Below are 16565 nucleotides of genomic sequence, written 5' to 3'. Positions count from 1 at the left end.
CTTTTAAAGCACGGCGTCGAATCAACCCCGGTGAGAACAAATGGCAAAGATAAGGGCGCATCACATCAGAATTACCACGTTTATCCACGCCACCGAGGACGAGGACAAGGTTCTTGAGGCGATAGCGACCTTCATCCCCGAGGAGATAGATGAGGAGGACATAATCTTCGATATCGACGAGACCACGGGGTTCTTCGGCAACCCCATTAAGGTCGTCAACGTCGAAATCAAGCGGAGCAAGGCCGTTAGGCTGTTCATAGACTACTTCAAAGAGTTGCTGAGCGAGGGGGACAGGCGCTACCTCCTGGACCACATTGATGAGAAGGTCGATGAGGAGGGAACCTTCTACGTCCGCTTCAACAAGCAGAAAGCGTATCTCGGCGAGTCGGAAATAGATGAGGGGTCGGACGTGGTGCAGGTCAGGATAAAGGTCAAGGCCTTCCCCATGAGGAAGGAAGCGGTCGTCAGAGCCGTTCGGGAGTGGCTGGAGGAATGAGCGTCGGGACGCCCCTTGAGGATGGGGAGGGGGAGGTATCCTTCTCCCGCGACCACTTCGTTGAGATGGACGTGAGGAGCGAGGAAGCCTACGAGCTGGCCAGTGAGTGGTTTGATGAGGTCGTCTTCACGAGGAAGCTCGTTCTTGATGGTCCCCCCGACTGGGGCGAGCTCAAGGATGAGCTCAGGCTCCTCCGTGAGAGGTACGAAAAGGTCGCCCTCCTGCTCGTTACAAGCAGGCCGGGTCTGATAAAGGAGGTAAAGAAGAGAAACCTCCGTGCCCTCCTCTACGTTCAGGGCGGCGATATGAGGGTGAACCGCCTTGCCATTGAGAACGGTGTTGATGCCCTCATAAGCCCCTGGTTCGGGAGAAAGGATCCGGGATTTGACCACACTCTTGCGGGAATGGCCGCCAGGAGGGGAGTCGCCATAGGGTTCTCCCTCGCGCCCCTGCTCTCTGCGGGCCCCTACGAGAGGGTTCAGATCCTCCGCTTCATGACGAAGACCTGGCAGCTGGTGGACAAATACGGTGTGCCGAGGTTCATCACGAGCTCCGCGGAGACGAGGTGGGAGGTTCGCGGACCCGGTGATCTGATGGGTCTCGGGAGAAACATAGGCATGGACGCCCCAAGGGCGAGGGCGAGCCTGAACTTCTATCCGAGGAGGCTTCTGAAAAAAGTTTGGGGGGCTCAGCCCCCAAGCGCCGGAAAGTGCTCCGGTTCGTAGTCCTCGAGTTTTCCATCGAGGTAGTCCTCGTATCCCTTGAGGTCGAGGAGTCCATGCCCGCTGAGATTGAAGAGGATGACCTCTTCCCTTCCCTCCGCTTTTGCCCTTATGGCCTGGCCTATAGCTCCTTTTACTGCGTGGGCGCTCTCTGGGGCCGGGATTATTCCTTCGGTCCTCGTAAAGAGCTCCGCCGCCCGGAAAACGTCGTTCTGATGATAGGCCACCGGAGTGACTACTCCGTGGTTTATGAGGACGCTGAGCGTTGGGGCGAGGCCGTGGTAGCGCAGTCCCCCGGCGTGGATCGGGGGCACGTAGTAGGTGTGACCGAGGGTGTGCATCTTCATCTTTGGTGTGTAGCCGCCGGAATCCCCGAAGTCGTACCTGTAAACTCCCCTGGTCATTGTGGGGGCTGCCCTGGGCTCGACCGCTATGAACTCGTAGTCGGCTTTCCCTTCGAGGACCTCCTTAACGAAGGGATATGCCAAGCCGGCGAAGTTGCTTCCACCGCCAACGCAGCCGATTATAACGTCCGGCTCTTCAAACTCCCTCATCTGCTCCATGGCCTCGAGTCCTATGACGGTCTGATGCATGAGGACGTGATTCAAGACACTCCCGAGGGCGTAGCGGGCATTCCCATCGCGGAGAACGTCCTCTATGGCCTCGCTGATGGCTATTCCAAGGCCCCCTGGATGGTTGGGATCCTCCCTCAGGAATCTCCGCCCGATTTCAGTCCTTTCGCTCGGGCTTGGATAGACCTCCGCCCCGTAGAGGCGCATTATTGTCTTCCTGTAGGGCTTCTGGGCGTAGCTGGCGCGGGCCATGTAAACCCTGACCTTGAGTCCAAGCAGCGCCCCGGCCAGGCTTAAAGCCGTTCCCCACTGTCCGGCTCCGGTTTCCGTTATAAGCTTCTCAATCCCCTGCTCCTTGGCATAGTAGGCCTGGGCCAAGGCGGTGTTTATCTTGTGGCTTCCCGTCACCGTTGCACCCTCGTACTTAAAGTAAATCCTTGCCGGAGTTCCCAGGGCTTTCTCGAGGTTTGTGGCCCTAAAGAGAGGTGTCGGCCGCCCTATCTTGGCGTAGAGCTCACGGACCTTCCTCGGAATCTCAATGTAGCGCTCGGTGCTCATCTCCTGCTTTACTAACTCCTCCGCGAAAATCCTCAGCAACTTCTCCGGTTCCATGGGCTCATCGGTTTCCGGGTCAAGCGGCGGTGCCAGGGGTTCCGGAAGGTCTGGCAGTATGTTGTACCATTTCCTGGGTATCTTTCCATCCGGCAGAACGGCTTTCATTCTAACACCTCCTCTAACGATTCAAAAATGTGTCCCAAAAACGAGGGAATAATCAGAGTAAGAACTAACCCTGAATCCTTCTGAGGCTCATCAGCCTCGCCAAAAACGAGCCCCCTCAGTTTAAAGCCGCCAAAAGCAATCCCGCCCGAGAATCTGTGGGCTAGCGTTGGGATTCAGGGAACCTTCAGGACAGCCAAAAACAATCACTCCTGTATTGCATGGGGCATCGGAGTATGGAACGCCGCATTGTTTAAGAGCCTTTCGGTCTGGCCGTTGATGATAGGACAAAGCTGGTGTCTTCAACGCTCCCCTTAACCGCCACGGCGACGAAATACCCTCCGCGTTCAAGACAGATGGAGGTCGTTCTTCCGTCGGAAGTGTCGAGCAGGTAGCGGGCGTAGTCGCACTGTCCACGAATTCCGTACACGAGAAGGGTCACGCTGACGTTCTTCTCACCCACAGATGTCAAAAACTCCTTTCCAGCGAGGGCCCAGAGGGTGGGTTCTCTTGAGGATTTCATGACAAAGCTCCCGTTGAGCTCCCCTATTACGGCGTTGAGCACCTCCTCAGGCGCCGGCCCTCTAGCTTCCCGGCCGTTCTTCAGCCCGCATAGAAGCTCCTTCGCGGTCCTTTCAACATCTTCCATTTTCCCTCTCAGCACAATGATTTCTTTTTCCCGGAGGGAAACGTAGATTGATTCCCCTCCCCGCGTCCACAGAGACCACCTGCAGTCCCCGCTTTTTCTCTCCATCCGCTTGACGTATCCGGTTCCTTTGAGCTCGATTTCTATGGCTTTGTAGGTGTTCTTAACCCACTCGCCGGGCCAGTCCGAGGGCAGAAACCTTCCGACCCCGATGCCGTCCTCTGTACTCCAGTTGAAGCGGTACCTCACGAAAGTCGGCGGCTCGCTCGCGTTCCAGAGGTAATCGTCGTGCCAGCGGAGCGCAAACCCCTTGACGCCCCTGCAGGGGCCCCGTGCCGAGATAACGGCGATACCTCCCCCAAGAATCCTTGTTTCGGCCAGATATATGCATTCCTCGCCCTTAACGAACAGAGCATCGCCTATGATGTCGGAGTCGGTGACGTAGTTCTCCACGAGCCTTAGGTAGCCCCCCGATTCGACGCGTTCCGTGGCCTCGCGGTAGGCATTATTAGCCTTCCCACGTGGTTCATAGAGGGTTACAGAACGGCCGAGGAGGGGAAGTCTGACCCTTGAGGACTTCCAAGCAGCCCCGCTGACGTGGATTGTTGAGTACGCAACCGTCCCGTTGCAGGAGTAGGTAAGCTCCCCACCCCTCAGCGGCCAGGTATCTCCCCCTTTCTCCCAGCAGCCCGTAGCAAAGTAGAGGCCGAACTCGACGTTTGGGCTGGTCACGGGCGGGGGCGTCAGGATGGCCATCAAGACGAGCGAGATTATCAAAAACGGTGCCAGCTGGAGGGGCCTTTTGCTGTAGTAGTCCCTGAAAACCGCTGGAGGTATGATAACCGCGGAGATAAAGAGGAGGACTCCGAGGAAGTGGTTGAGCTGGAGAAGTATCCACGCGAGGAAAGAGAGCAACGCCGAGATGGCGATGGAGACAGCCAGTTTGCCCGCCATGTTCCTCCATAACCTCTACGTCGTAGAGGGTTATAAGGTTTACAATCGCTTCAAATTATCCTGAAGTGTTTCCACAAGGGTTATTAGTGCCGGGCCCGTAGTCCCTCCGATGGGCCATGCTCCGGCTGGAAATCTACTGCGACGAGGGTGAGGGTGAGAAGGTCAGGGATGTTCTGACCAAGTGGAGCCTTCAGTTCTACGCCGAGGAAGTGCAGAGCAACGAGCACCGGGCGCTCAAATTCACCGTTCTCGTGCCGGATTTCGTGATTAACGACGTCGTCGACGAGCTGATGAAGGCAGTTGACCTTCGGAAGGGGCATTCATCGATAACCTGGGCACCCGTCAGCGGGAAGTCCGTGAAATACGCCAACTCGGTAAAGTCTCTTAAAAAGTTCAAGCGCCACTGGACCCTGGCGGCCATAGAGGGGCTCATTGAGAATGCCAACAACCAGGCCCAGGTTGACCCGATCCAGCTCACCCTCGGTGCGGTGGCCTCGGTTATAGCCCTTTTTGGCCTCATCAACGACAGCATAGTCATGATAATCTCGGCCATGCTCCTCTCGCCAATCCTCGGCCCGCTCTACGGCTTCTCTCTCAATATCGTCATGGGCAAGGGCAGGGATGCCCTCGATGCAGTTTCCTCAATCCTAAAGCTTCTCGGTGTCATATTTCTCTCGGCCCTTCTGGTGTCCCTGGCTCTCAAGTTTGCCGGCTCGATGCCGGCCGAGCCCACCCACGAGATACTCGTCCGCGGCGATTCTGGCCTCGTCTACATTCTCCTAGCGATAATCCTTGGCTACGCTGGGATAGTTGCTATAGTGAGCAGAATTCCGGAGATTCTCGCGGGGGTTTCCATAGCGGCCGCCCTTGTTCCACCGACGACGGTAATAGGGATCTCTCTGGCCATGGGGTGGTGGGAGGTTTTCAGAGGCTCCCTTGTACTGACGGTTGAAAACGTGCTTGGCCTTCTCAGCGGTTCTCTCCTCGGCCTCTACGTCCTCAACGTCTCTCCAAGGAGCTACTATGAAAGGAGGGCGGCGAAGCTCTACACGAAGAGAACGATGTTCGTGCTTGCCCTCATGCTTGCCGCTCTCGTCCTTGTGGAACTCATGAGTTAGGCCACCTCAGTCTGTTCGTAGACCGGCTTTCCCTGCCTGTGCTTGACGAGCAGGCCGTAGAAGAACTCCTTTAAGTCGGGGCTCATGTCGTCGTCGAGGAGAAGGTCAGCCTTTCCGGCGTAGTCCTTCTCGGCCCTGGTTATTAGGAGTGCTATTGCAGGTGTCAGTCCCTGAAGCAGTATCCTGACGAGCTCAGGAAGGGCCTCCTCTTCTATCTCCTCGTCGGCCTCCAAGCCAAGGTAAACGACGAAGCCCTTCATCTGAACCGCGAGGATGAACTCGCTCTCGCTCAGCTCGAAAAACGAGAAGTTGTACGTCTTTGAATCAGTCCTCGCGAGGAGGACGCCCCTTATCGAGACCGTCACCGGCTCCTCATCTATCTCAAAAACAAGGTCCTTCGCCAGCTCGCTCTGGGCTATGGCGTACAGCTCTTCCATCGGCATGGAAGTGCCTTCTCAGGGGCCAATAAAAGGGTTTCGTCAGGTTTTTAACGATTGAAGTGAAGATTCTACGGTGGTGGACATGAAGATCACGCGCTTTGGCGTCTCTGTTCCTGATGAACTGCTTGAGAAGTTCGATCGTATAATCGAGGAGAAGGGCTACGTCAACAGGAGCGAGGCGATAAGGGATCTAATGAGGGACTTTATAGTCAGACACGAGTGGGAGGAAGGCGAGGGGGAAGTGGCGGGGACGATAACCATGGTCTACAACCACGATGAGGCGGAGGTTGTGAAGGAGCTCCTCGACCTTCAGCATGACTATCTCAACGAGATCGTATCGAGCATCCACGTCCATATGGACGAGCACAACTGCCTTGAGGTCATAATAGTCAAAGGAAAGGCGAAGAGGATAAAGGCGATAGCGGACAGGCTCCTGAGCCTGAAGGGCGTCAAACACGGCAAGCTCGTCATGACGGGAACGGGGAGGGAGCTGGTCTAGTCCACTACCTCCACTATATCGCCGTTCCCCGGCGGCAGGACGGACATTACGTCCTCTTCCCTCACCTTGTAGCCCCACTTTTCGAGGATGTGCCTGATTTTCTTTACAAGTTCGCTCTTCTTCAGCGAACCCGGGCGGATTACGATGTACCTGTCCGTGTGGGCTTTTATGGCCTCAACCGGCGCGCAGACAACGAAGTCTTCGCCCTCATAGTTGATTACACCGACGGCAAGCTTGAGAGGTAGCCCGTGAAGCCAGTTCCTCTTGCCGTAGACCATGAAGGCCCCCTTGCCGAGGTACTCGCCGCTTGGGGTCTGTTTGGTGACCTGGTCCGGATACGCCCAGTAAGCATCTTCGCTGTAAACCCCCCTGCTCCACGCCTTGCTCATCGAAACCGCGAACTGACAGGCCTCAAATATGGTCTTTTCTCCCGCTTTCTGCCCGTCCTTGATGACGACGTGCGGAGCGCCGTAAACGTCAGCGTGGCAATAGAGGTCGTTCTCGCTCATGTGCTTCTTGATGAGGATCTCGTTGGTGCTGGCGTCCTTGCCCGCTAATACGAGAAAGCCCTCGCTCGACACGAACCAGCGGAACTTTTCGAACCACTTCTTCTTTCTCCTCTCTATGCGCTTGACGTTCAGCTCCTTCTTCATTTCCTCCTCGATGAGCTTCTCCACCTCGTCGAGCTTCTTCTTCGTGTCCTCGTAGGCCTTAAGTGCCCCCTCGTACTTGTGGCGGAACTTCTTAGCCTTCTCGTAGTAGAGCTCCGCGTTCTCGCCGATGCTCCTGTTGAGATACAGCCTCACCTTCTTCCCCTCAAGCTCTATCGTCACTGCCTTCTCCTTCGGGTCGGTGCCCTTCACCATGAGCGCGACCCTGTTTCCTGCCTTCTTGCCCTCCTCTATCCTCCTCCTGAACTCGTCCCAGCCGAGCTTTTCGGTGGCTTTCCTGAATTCTTCCAAAAGCCTCTCGATGAGGGCGTAGTTCGCATAGATAAGGTCGCCTATTTCCTGGTTGGCCTTCGCCCCCTCCTCGAAGCCCTTCAGCATCTCCTCCTGCTTTTTAAGCGTCATGAGGAGCTGCCTCTTCTTGGCCTCAAGTCTCTTCGTCTGCTCCATCCGGGCTTTTTCAATGGTGATCTTTCCGAAGTATTCATCCAAAGCCTCGCTGAAGGTTTTAAAATAGCGCTTCTCAAGCCCATCGTAGATTTTCAGCTCGATTGGAACGACGTCGTGCATTTTTCCGTCCTTGAAGACGATGTTGGGCTTTGGCTCGTCGTTGAAGGTGGCTATCATTGCCCTGTAGACCCTCATCAAATCCTCATCGCTCAGCTCTTTGACTGGAGTGGTTTTCTCAAACCCTGCCCTCCGTGATATCTCCTCGGCGTACATGCCCCCCATATTAAGCTTCCTTGCTAAAGCACGGACGAGCTCTAGCTCCCCATCTTCTCTCATGAGCTCAAGGAAGCGCTCCTTCGAAACCTCAAGGGGGTTCTCCCTGGCTGGGGGGTACTGGTAGTCCGCCTTCGGCATTATTCTCCTGTCCTTGTATTCCTCGTAGCGCAGGGCGGCGACGATTTTGTTCTCCGAGTTGACCAGGATGATGTTTCCCCTCCTGAAGAGCTCGCCGATGAGCGTGTAGTTCCCCACCCTGACCTTTACTATCCTGTCGAAGCCGTACTGTTCAATGGCGTCAATGAAACCCCCTGAAAGGTGCTTCCTGAGGAGCATCGTGAAGCTTGAGGGCTGCTTCGGCGCCTCCCTGACGTAGCTGGTGAGGTGGAACCTCTTGCCAGCCTGGAGGATTAGATCTGCCCTTCCCTCTCTCGTGCGGAGCTTTATCCTTATCTCGTCGCCGTCGTGGTAAACCTTGTCAACGCGAGAGCCTATTAACCACTGAAGCTCCCTCACGATGTAGCGTATGTCAACGCTGCTCATCTCCTCCTTCATTCTCCCACCGAGAAAAGTTGGGGGGGGGAGGTTAAAAGCTTTCACAGGAACCTGAGGCCGAGCACAAGAACGAGCCTACCCGTTATGGTCATACCCACGCGCAGGACATCGGAATTGGAATCGTCAAGGGCCTCGTTCAGTAGCCCCTACGAAAGGTTCGCTATTCCGATGTCATAGATAATCCAGGCGAGCTTTGAAAAGGTTCCAAGGCCCGAGGACAGAACCGACAGCAGGGCTCAAGGAGCACAACGGCAATAGCACCGGCTCGCTTCAATGCACATATGAAGACATAAGACCACATATGGACTCACTAAGGTTAAATACCCCAAGCACCATAACACCCCCGGTGATATACAATGAAAGGCTACTTCACCTTTGTCCTGCACACTCACCTCCCCTACGTCAGGAAACACGGCAAATGGCCCTTCGGCGAAGAATGGCTCTACGAAGCGATGAGCGAGACGTACCTGCCACTTCTGATGGAGTTCGAGCGTTTGGCCGCTGCTGGCGTCAGGTTCCAGCTCGTGATGAACATCACTCCGGTTCTGGCCGAGCAGCTTGTCGATGAATACATAAAGAGCGAGTTTGAGAAATACCTGAAGAGGAAGATAGCGAAGACTGAGGAAGACCTCCTCTCGGGGAAGTACGACGAGGAAGCAGTCAGGGCGAGCCTCGACCATTTCAGGAGTGTCTACGACTACTGGAGGGCGATAAACGGCGACATCATTGGCAAGTTCCGCGAGTTTCAGGATAGGGGCTACATAGAGATAATAACCTCCGCGGCAACGCACGGATACCTGCCCCTCCTCGGCAGGGACGAGGCTATAAGGGCCCAGATAGCGAACGGAATAGCGACCTACGAGAAGCACTTTGGGAAAAGGCCGAGAGGGATATGGCTCCCGGAGTGCGCCTACAGACCCTCTGGAGACTGGGAGCTTCCCGGCGGGAAGAAAATCAGGCGGACGGGTATTGAGAAGTTCCTAGAGGAGTTCGGCATCGAGTACTTCTTTGTCGAGAGCAGGCTGGTTGATGAGGGTCCGGTAACGAAGGAGTACGGCGGGATTGATGTTTACGTGGGCGAAAAGAGCACGCTCAGGCCCTACTGGATAAGGGGTTCGAAGGTTGCAGTTTTCGCCCGCAACCGCGAGACCGGCCACCAGGTCTGGAGTGCCCGCCACGGCTACCCCGGCGACTTCTGGTACCGGGAGTTCCACAGGAAGGCCCCGGAGAGCGGGGGGCAATACTGGAGGATAACGGGAAAGGACGTTGAGCTCGGCGACAAGGAGTTCTACGACCCCGATAAAGCGATGGAGCGCGTTGAGGAGCATGCGCGGCACTTCGTGAGCCTGGTGGAGAAACTCCTGTGGGAGTTCGAGGAGAGGACAGGTGAGAAGGGAATAATCGTCTCGCCCTACGACACGGAGCTCTTCGGCCACTGGTGGTTCGAAGGGATTAAGTGGCTCGGAAGGGTTCTGGAGCTGATGTCTCTAAGGGGGATAGAGACAACAACCCTCTCAAGGTTTCTCGAGGGTTACTCCGGAGAGAGGCACGAGATAGAGCTTCCCGAAGGTTCCTGGGGGGCAAACTCAGACCACTCGACCTGGTGGAACGAGGAAACGGAGTGGATGTGGGGGCACGTTTACCGCGCCGAGGACAGGATGGTCGCTATAGCGAGCCGCTACTACGGCCGGGATGCACTAGCGGACAGAGCCATTGAACAGCTCGCGAGGGAGCTTCTGATACTGGAGGCGAGCGACTGGGGGTTCCTCATAACGACGGGCCAGGCTAAGGAGTACGGGAAGAGGAGGATTTTAGTCCACAGCAGGGACTTCCACAGGCTGGCAAACGAGCTGGTGAAGTACATCAAAACCGGTGAGTTCAACATCGAGTTGCTCGGAGAGCTGGAGGATAGGGACAATGTGTTTAGACCGGTTATCGCGGCCTACTACGTGAGCGAAAACCCGCCCGAGCTTGAGGAGTACGTCGAACCGCCAGAGGTGCCGTCCGAGAAGCCCAGCGGGGAAGAGGGGGAATTGGAGAGGCCCAGGGAGGAGATGCCCGAGAGGGCCTACGCCACCGAGATTGTCAAGGAAGTTGCTATCAAGGGTGAGCCGGGGCCGATGAGAACTTCGAGGGGAGCAGGAAGACCCGGGAGAAAGCCCAGAATTGGGGGGACTCCTGAGAAAAGCAGGAATGAGAAACCGATAAAATCCGGAAAGACAACGGGGGCCAGAGCCGGAAGCGACCTCCTGGCCATAAAGGGCATCGGGCCGAAGACCCTCGCGAGGCTGAGGAGGGCGGGGGTTTACACCGTCACCGACCTGAAGAACGCGGACCTTGAAGAGCTTGCCAGAAGAACCCGCATCTCTCTGAAGAGGCTGAGGAAGTTCGTTGAGCAGATTCAGTGAGCGTTCCGCGTTTTTATTTAATTTTCGAAACCCTTTTCTTAACTTTGACCAATATTACGCCGTGATGTCCATGAAGAAGATCGAGGCGATTATTAGGGGGAATGACTTCGACCGCGTTAAGAACGCGTTGAAGCAGATAGGGATAATCCCGCTGACTGCCTATCCCGTCCAGGGCCGCGGTGTTCAGGGAGGTGTGCCTCCCTACGACCTGCTGCCAAAGATGAAGCTTGAGATAGTCGTCAAGGACAAGGACGTGGAAAAGGTCGTGGATACCATAGTAAAGAACGCCCGCAGCGGGACGCCGGGTGACGGGAAGATTTTCATAATTCCCGTTGAGGATGCTGTGCGGATAAGAACGGGGGAAAGGGGGAACGAAGCCCTCTACTGAGGGCTTTCTTTTTTCACAGGAACGCGTGCCTGTGCTTGTAGAGCAGGTACAATCCCCTGATGATGAGGTACAGCTCGACCACGCTCAGTACGACCATGAACCCAAGGTACCCCTGGACGAAGGATATGCTTTTGCCCATCTCTCTGGCTATCTGTTCTATGACCGCGGGATCGTTTAGGGCCCTGATTCCGTAACTCGCCCCCATAACACCCTGTATTATGGGGACGGGAGCGGCTGAAAACGCCAGCAGAAGTCCCATGTAACCCCTTCTCTGGAGGGAGAGCATGGACAGGATTATGGGTATTGCGAGGATAAGGGCCGTAATGGCCATTACCGTGCTCATGTAAACACCAACAAGCACAAAAAACGCGGTCATGCCGAACAGGTACGTGCGGTAGGCCTTCTTCAGGGATTTCAGCATGTCCGGGTCAAAGTCGTATATCCCCGACTTGGAATAGAGGTTCATCTTCTTGACGAGGTTCATGTAGGCCTTTTTCCCTATCTTCTCTATACCCTTGTCGCTGGTGCTGTTCTTCAGCTCTTTGGCCCTCTTGTAGAAGAACTCGGCAAGCTGGACGTTGTCGTTTTTGACGTTTTCTGACAGCTCCTTGAAGTTTTTGGCCGCCTCCATAAGGAGCCTCTTCACCTTCTCCTTTTCCTTGTCACTGAGGACTGTGAGGTCCTCAACGCGTGGCACTGTAGTTTCCACAACCTCTGCGGTATCCAGAAGAATTCCTGGGCTCTTCACGGGGACACCTCCAAAAAAGATTGAGTGGTGGGGGTATTTAAACCCCTTCCTTCTCAGCCTTCAGGAGCTTTCCGATGCTCCAGAACATCATGGCAAATATCACAAGCCATGCCAGTAGCATGTAGATTGCCCAGCTTCCCATCTTCACCACCTCATGCCCTTATGATGATTTCGTTCTTCTCTAGCTCTTCCTTGTACTTCTTCTTGATCGAGTAGTAGCTCTCCACTGCACCCACGAGCATGAAGAACACTATTGCGAGCTTTGCCGGGGTTCCGAGGGCGGTTGTTGCGAAGGCCTTTGCCATGCCGACGAGCGGTATGAGCAGGAGTATTGGGGCTATGTACATTGTTATTGGCTTGTACCATCCGGGAACCGTCATGTAGGCACCCTTGTGGAGTTCGTCCCAGAAGTTGTCCGGCTTGAACAGGTACACTGCAACTATTATGTCGAAGAGTGCCAGCAGTGTCAGCTGGAAGCTGACCCACGAATCAACCTGGTCAAGGTATCCGCTGATGTATATGACGGGCAGTCCTGCAAGGAGGTATATCAGGAACACTACCCAGGTGCCGACTTTCCTGTTTATGCCGAGATCCTCCTCAAGGAGCGCGGTGAGGTAGTTGTACATGGCTATGGCGGAGGTGAATCCTGCAAACCAGAGCAGCAGGAACCAGAGTGCTCCGAAGAACTTTCCTGCGCTTCCCATGCTCACGAACGCATTGGGCAGGCTGGTGTAGGAGAACCCGAGTCCGAAGTTCTGAGATATGTACGAAAGCACAGCGTCGCGTCCCTGCCCGAGAACGTCCTGCGGCACGATCCTGGGGGCGTAGGCGACGGCGAGGGGAACGGCGATTGAACCTCCAAGGACCACTTCTGCAAACTCGTTGAGGGAGACTGTTGCTATGCCCGAGAGGGCGACGTCGTCATCGGGGCCGAGGTAGCTCGCGTAGTTCTGGATGATACCCATACCAAGGGACAGGGTGAAGAATATCTGTCCCGTGGCGGCGAGCATGACCGCCGCAAAGTGCTCCTTAAGGTACGTCCAGTTGGGGCTCCATATGAACTCAAATCCCTGGATTGTGCTCCAGTTGGGGTCTATTGGGGTTCTGTTAATGAATATGTAAAGAACCATGATTATTGCGAAGACGTAGAGCAGCGGCATCATTATCTTGACCCATCTCTCGATACCCTTGCTTACACCCTGGCCAACCGCTATTGCCAGCAGGATGACAGTTATGCCCCAGAAGAGCATAACCTGGGCGTGGTTGTTCAGGTAGTTCCCGAAGAACTCACCGGTGTTCTGGCCGAAGTAGGCCCCGGTTATGCTGAACCAGGAGTACGCGGCGGACCAGCCTATGAGGTGCAGGTAGTAGCTGTTGAGGAGCACCGTCAGGGAAAACGCCAGCATACCGCTTATGACGCCCATCCACAGGGCGCTCCTGGGTTTCAGGCTCTCTCTGGCCATCAGGTAGTAGGTGGGACCGAGGGTACCGTGGCCATATTTGCCACCGTAGCGACCCGCAACCCATTCAATCCACATCACCGGTATGCCGAGGAAGAACAGCGCTATGAAGTACGGAACCATGAACGCTCCGCCGCCGTTGCCAGCAACCTGAGTCGGGAACCTGACGAAGTTTCCAAGTCCGACTGCGTTGCCTGCCATCGCTAAAATCAAACCAATTTTAGTTGCCCATTGATCCCTCTGTTCCACAATATTCACCCCCGTTCTTAAATGTATGGGCTCTACCGCCCCGTGTATGGCTGTGGGGCATTAGGTATAAGGAAATGCATTCTATAAAAAGCTTTCTAATAGCTTTTTTTCGACAAAAGACGATTTACTCGAACTTAAAAGTTGGGTTCCTTCTTTCTCGTCATTTTTTCAGTACGTCAGGCTAACGTAAGCGTTGTGGGAACATATTGACAATTAATAACTAGATAATAAATCATAATGACAAACAAAGGGGCGAAAAAATGAAGAAAGATTTAACTGGTGGAGGGGCAAAGTGGGAACGCCCGATGATTGCAACGAGAGTGAGCTGATGGGATGATGACCGACTTCTCGCTGAGGGCGGCACCCAGACCCTCCCTGATATTTCCGGATACAGCGGTGCATGTTTATGGACATCAATGTATTGAAAATCTTGGATGTACAACCCTGGTTTTGTCTTAAAATTTCGGCAGATTTTTTCTTTTCGCCGAAAATTTCCGTATATAACTTTTTGTTTAAAACACGGCGTTCTCCGGGCTTCTTTGGCGAAAGGTTTATATATGCAAATGCCTAAGGGTATCTCGCAAATTACCGAAACCCGAGGTGGGAAAAATGGTCGAGATTGACCCGTTTGAGATGGCCGTTCAGCAGCTTGAGAGGGCTGCCCAGTTTATGGACATAAGCGAAGAGGCTCTCGAGTGGCTCAAGAAGCCCATGAGGATCGTTGAGGTCAGCGTTCCGCTCGAGATGGACGACGGTTCTGTTAAGGTTTTCACCGGTTTCCGTGTTCAGCACAACTGGGCCCGCGGTCCGACCAAGGGTGGTATAAGGTGGCACCCGGCCGAGACCCTCAGCACCGTTAAGGCCCTCGCCACCTGGATGACCTGGAAGGTCGCCGTCGTTGACCTCCCCTATGGTGGAGGTAAGGGTGGTATCATCGTCAACCCGAAGGAGCTCTCCGAGAGGGAGAAGGAGAGGCTCGCCAGGAACTACATAAGGGCCATCTACGACGTCATCAGCCCGTACACCGACATTCCGGCTCCTGACGTTTACACCAACCCGCAGATCATGGCCTGGATGATGGACGAGTACGAGGCCATCAGCAGGAGGAAGGTCCCGAGCTTCGGCATCATCACCGGCAAGCCGCCCGGAGTCGGCGGTATCGTCGCCAGGATGGACGCCACCGCCAGGGGTGCCAGCTACACCGTTCGCGAGGCTGCGAAGGCCCTCGACATGGACCTCAAGGGCAAGACCATCGCCATCCAGGGTTACGGTAACGCCGGCTACTACATGGCCAAGATCATGAGCGAGGAGTACGGTATGAAGGTCGTCGCCGTCAGCGACAGCAAGGGCGGCATCTACAACCCGGACGGCCTCAACGCCGACGAGGTCCTCGAGTGGAAGAAGAAGAACGGCAGCGTTAAGGACTTCCCGGGAGCCACCAACATCACCAACGAGGAGCTTCTCGAGCTTGAGGTCGACGTCCTCGCCCCGAGCGCCATTGAGGGTGTCATCACCAAGGACAACGCCGACAATGTCAAGGCCAAGATCGTCGCCGAGCTCGCCAACGGCCCGACCACCCCGGAGGCCGACGAGATACTCTACGAGAAGGGCGTCCTCGTCATACCGGACTTCCTCTGTAACGCCGGTGGTGTTACCGTCAGCTACTTCGAGTGGGTCCAGAACATAACCGGCGACTACTGGGACACCGAGACCACCAGGGCCAAGCTCGACAAGAAGATGACCAAGGCCTTCTGGGACGTCTACAACACCCACAAGGACAAGAACATCAACATGCGTGACGCCGCCTACGTCGTTGCCGTCCAGAGGGTCTACGACGCCATGAAGTGGCGCGGATGGGTGAAGAAGTGATTTCTTCCCCTTTTTCTAATTCGTTTCTGTTCCGCTTAATTCATGTCGGCGCGTCCTGAGGGTTATATAAAAAATTAATATATTATTAAAGAATGAACGTCCCGGTCAGACCTTAGCCCAGTAGTCCTTCTCCTCGACCATGGCCTTTATCATCTCGTCTTCATCCTTGAACATCGTCCTGCGTGAGGGATTCTGCATGCCGTAGAACTCCATGAACGGGCTTGGGCGCCTTTCGAATGGGTAGTAGAGGTATATGGCCGCTAAAGTTCTGTAAGCTTCTGCCATCTCACTGATTACACCAGCCGAGACGCCTTCCGCGTAGTGATAAACCGCTATGGCCTTGCTCACATCAACGAGGTTAAAGTCCCTCTCGACGAGCTGCCTCCTCAGTATGTCCGTCGCCTGCTCTATGTCTTCCCTGTCGAGCTCCTCAACCTCCTCGCCGTCCAGCAGGTGCTTTATCCTGATGCGCTTTATTGATGGGTTGGCATTGACTTGGGCGTCGTACTCGGCAACCACCCACCAGTCGTCCAGAGCGCCGGGGTCGAGGACGGTGAAGTGCCCTGTGAGCTTGTTGTAGAAGTCTCTGACCCTGTGGTAGTACTCCTCCTCGTGGCCCGTCATTGGGTAGCTGAGATAGACGAGGGGCTTCTCGTCCTCATGGAACAGCAGGTCAAGGAAAACTTCAGGGGGATGCCTTATGCCGAACTGGAGAACGTAGCGAACCTCAAAGCCATCCTTCTTCAGCTCGTGGACGAGAGTTTTCACGTGGTTGATGGCATCCTCACGCCACATGACTAGGGTGGTCAGCCTTATGTTCTCGGGATTCTTCCCAAAGCGCTCGAACCACTCGGGGTCGTTGATTATCCTTCTCCTGACAGAGAGGACATCGTCAAGGACTATTATCACCCTGTTGGGCTGGATAAGCTTGAGGTTGCTGAGGGTGAACCCTATGACGCTCCCACTCCCCCACCGGAACAAACTGGGGGTTGAGACGAGGTGATACCTTTTATCGCTCCCGTCTATCTCCTTTCTTATCCGTTCAAAGGCCTCATCGCGTATCTCGTTCATAAGATCCTGGTGGTTTATTGCGAAGTCGAGGACGTTCTTTCGGGTTATTTTAACGCCCCTCTCCTTGCCGACTTCCCTGATGTAGTCAAAAACGTGGTAGTAGGCATAGCTCTCCCCGCCGGCGAGATTCAATGCCTCAGTTATGTATTCGTCCCTGCCGTTGAGCGGCGGCCCCGTGAGGAGTATTACCTCTTTCTTCATTATACCACCCCGCTTGATCCAGACCTCATTCTGGACGAAACCTTTAAATACTATTCCC

General features: G+C 55.0%; 14 protein-coding genes. 7 read left to right on the top strand and 7 right to left on the bottom strand.

Going from position 1 to position 16565, the window contains the following annotated elements; translation table 11 throughout:
- Positions 1-40: 40 nt before the first annotated feature.
- Together E3E36_RS10300 and E3E36_RS10295 are read left to right on the top strand one after the other, a co-directional pair.
- Positions 41-496 (top strand): RNA-binding protein, encoded by a 456-nt coding sequence (locus E3E36_RS10300; RefSeq protein ID WP_167895283.1) that lies wholly within the window; start codon positions 41-43, stop codon positions 494-496.
- Positions 493-1221 (top strand): Ribonuclease P protein component 3, encoded by a 729-nt coding sequence (locus E3E36_RS10295; RefSeq protein ID WP_167895282.1) that lies wholly within the window; start codon positions 493-495, stop codon positions 1219-1221. Before E3E36_RS10300 ends, E3E36_RS10295 begins: the two co-directional genes overlap by 4 nt.
- Here E3E36_RS10295 and E3E36_RS10290 read toward each other — a convergent pair.
- Positions 1185-2510, bottom strand: coding sequence for a TrpB-like pyridoxal phosphate-dependent enzyme (locus E3E36_RS10290; protein WP_167895281.1), 1326 nt, complete (start codon positions 2508-2510; stop codon positions 1185-1187). The genes E3E36_RS10295 and E3E36_RS10290 overlap by 37 nt on opposite strands.
- 250 nt (positions 2511-2760) lie before the next feature.
- On the bottom strand, positions 2761-4107 hold the full coding sequence (locus E3E36_RS10285; protein ID WP_167895280.1) for a hypothetical protein: 1347 nt from the start codon (positions 4105-4107) through the stop codon (positions 2761-2763).
- A gap of 116 nt (positions 4108-4223) precedes the next feature.
- Here E3E36_RS10285 and E3E36_RS10280 point away from each other — a divergent pair, with 116 nt between their 5' ends.
- Positions 4224-5225: a TIGR00341 family protein gene (locus E3E36_RS10280; protein ID WP_167895279.1), complete on the top strand. Its 1002-nt coding sequence runs from the start codon at positions 4224-4226 to the stop codon at positions 5223-5225.
- Here the strand turns inward: E3E36_RS10280 and E3E36_RS10275 are convergent.
- The gene (locus E3E36_RS10275; RefSeq protein ID WP_167895278.1) at positions 5222-5668 is read right to left on the bottom strand and encodes a hypothetical protein; all 447 of its coding nucleotides are present in this window, start codon (positions 5666-5668) and stop codon (positions 5222-5224) included. The genes E3E36_RS10280 and E3E36_RS10275 overlap by 4 nt on opposite strands.
- 79 nt (positions 5669-5747) lie before the next feature.
- Between E3E36_RS10275 and nikR the strand changes: the two genes are divergently transcribed.
- The gene (gene nikR / locus E3E36_RS10270) at positions 5748-6164 is read left to right on the top strand and encodes a nickel-responsive transcriptional regulator NikR (protein WP_167895412.1); all 417 of its coding nucleotides are present in this window, start codon (positions 5748-5750) and stop codon (positions 6162-6164) included.
- On the opposite strand, the gene rqcH is transcribed toward nikR, so the two are convergent.
- A complete protein-coding gene (gene rqcH, locus E3E36_RS10265; protein ID WP_167895277.1) occupies positions 6161-8113 on the bottom strand; it encodes a ribosome rescue protein RqcH in 1953 nt (650 codons plus the stop codon). The genes nikR and rqcH overlap by 4 nt on opposite strands.
- Positions 8114-8469: 356 nt before the next feature.
- Here rqcH and E3E36_RS10260 point away from each other — a divergent pair, with 356 nt between their 5' ends.
- Both E3E36_RS10260 and E3E36_RS10255 read left to right on the top strand, forming a co-directional pair.
- Positions 8470-10521, top strand: a complete 2052-nt coding sequence (locus tag E3E36_RS10260; RefSeq protein ID WP_167895276.1) for a 1,4-alpha-glucan branching protein — start codon at positions 8470-8472, stop codon at positions 10519-10521.
- A 70-nt stretch (positions 10522-10591) separates the two neighbouring features.
- On the top strand, positions 10592-10909 hold the full coding sequence (locus E3E36_RS10255; RefSeq protein ID WP_167895411.1) for a P-II family nitrogen regulator: 318 nt from the start codon (positions 10592-10594) through the stop codon (positions 10907-10909).
- A 13-nt stretch (positions 10910-10922) separates the two neighbouring features.
- On the opposite strand, the gene E3E36_RS10250 is transcribed toward E3E36_RS10255, so the two are convergent.
- Complete coding sequence (locus tag E3E36_RS10250; RefSeq protein ID WP_167895275.1) at positions 10923-11657, bottom strand: alpha-glucosidase; 735 nt, start codon at positions 11655-11657, stop codon at positions 10923-10925.
- A 152-nt stretch (positions 11658-11809) separates the two neighbouring features.
- Complete coding sequence (locus tag E3E36_RS10245) at positions 11810-13366, bottom strand: sodium-dependent transporter (RefSeq protein ID WP_167895274.1); 1557 nt, start codon at positions 13364-13366, stop codon at positions 11810-11812.
- Positions 13367-13975: 609 nt separating this feature from the next.
- Here E3E36_RS10245 and gdhA point away from each other — a divergent pair.
- Positions 13976-15235 (top strand): glutamate dehydrogenase, encoded by a 1260-nt coding sequence (gene gdhA, locus E3E36_RS10240; protein WP_167895273.1) that lies wholly within the window; start codon positions 13976-13978, stop codon positions 15233-15235.
- Between the two features lie 105 nt (positions 15236-15340).
- Here gdhA and E3E36_RS10235 read toward each other — a convergent pair whose 3' ends face one another.
- A complete protein-coding gene (locus tag E3E36_RS10235) occupies positions 15341-16507 on the bottom strand; it encodes an AAA family ATPase (protein WP_167895272.1) in 1167 nt (388 codons plus the stop codon).
- Positions 16508-16565 lie beyond the last annotated feature (58 nt).

It is taken from the genome of Thermococcus sp. M36 (assembly GCF_012027355.1).
Classification (GTDB): Archaea; Methanobacteriota_B; Thermococci; order Thermococcales; family Thermococcaceae; genus Thermococcus.
The sequence above is the reverse complement of the archived record's forward strand: the minus strand, read 5'-3'. Positions and strand labels throughout refer to the sequence as shown.

Excerpts from the sequence above, each read along its gene's own strand:
- E3E36_RS10300 (WP_167895283.1), top strand. The coding sequence starts at position 41 with ATGGCAAAGATAAGGGCGCATCACATCAGAATTACCACGTTTATCCAC.
- E3E36_RS10295 (WP_167895282.1), top strand. The coding sequence starts at position 493 with ATGAGCGTCGGGACGCCCCTTGAGGATGGGGAGGGGGAGGTATCCTTC.
- E3E36_RS10290 (WP_167895281.1), bottom strand. The coding sequence starts at position 2,510 with ATGAAAGCCGTTCTGCCGGATGGAAAGATACCCAGGAAATGGTACAAC.
- E3E36_RS10285 (WP_167895280.1), bottom strand. The coding sequence starts at position 4,107 with ATGGCGGGCAAACTGGCTGTCTCCATCGCCATCTCGGCGTTGCTCTCT.
- E3E36_RS10280 (WP_167895279.1), top strand. The coding sequence starts at position 4,224 with ATGCTCCGGCTGGAAATCTACTGCGACGAGGGTGAGGGTGAGAAGGTC.
- E3E36_RS10275 (WP_167895278.1), bottom strand. The coding sequence starts at position 5,668 with ATGCCGATGGAAGAGCTGTACGCCATAGCCCAGAGCGAGCTGGCGAAG.
- nikR (WP_167895412.1), top strand. The coding sequence starts at position 5,748 with ATGAAGATCACGCGCTTTGGCGTCTCTGTTCCTGATGAACTGCTTGAG.
- rqcH (WP_167895277.1), bottom strand. The coding sequence starts at position 8,113 with ATGAAGGAGGAGATGAGCAGCGTTGACATACGCTACATCGTGAGGGAG.
- E3E36_RS10260 (WP_167895276.1), top strand. The coding sequence starts at position 8,470 with ATGAAAGGCTACTTCACCTTTGTCCTGCACACTCACCTCCCCTACGTC.
- E3E36_RS10255 (WP_167895411.1), top strand. The coding sequence starts at position 10,592 with ATGAAGAAGATCGAGGCGATTATTAGGGGGAATGACTTCGACCGCGTT.
- gdhA (WP_167895273.1), top strand. The coding sequence starts at position 13,976 with ATGGTCGAGATTGACCCGTTTGAGATGGCCGTTCAGCAGCTTGAGAGG.
- E3E36_RS10235 (WP_167895272.1), bottom strand. The coding sequence starts at position 16,507 with ATGAAGAAAGAGGTAATACTCCTCACGGGGCCGCCGCTCAACGGCAGG.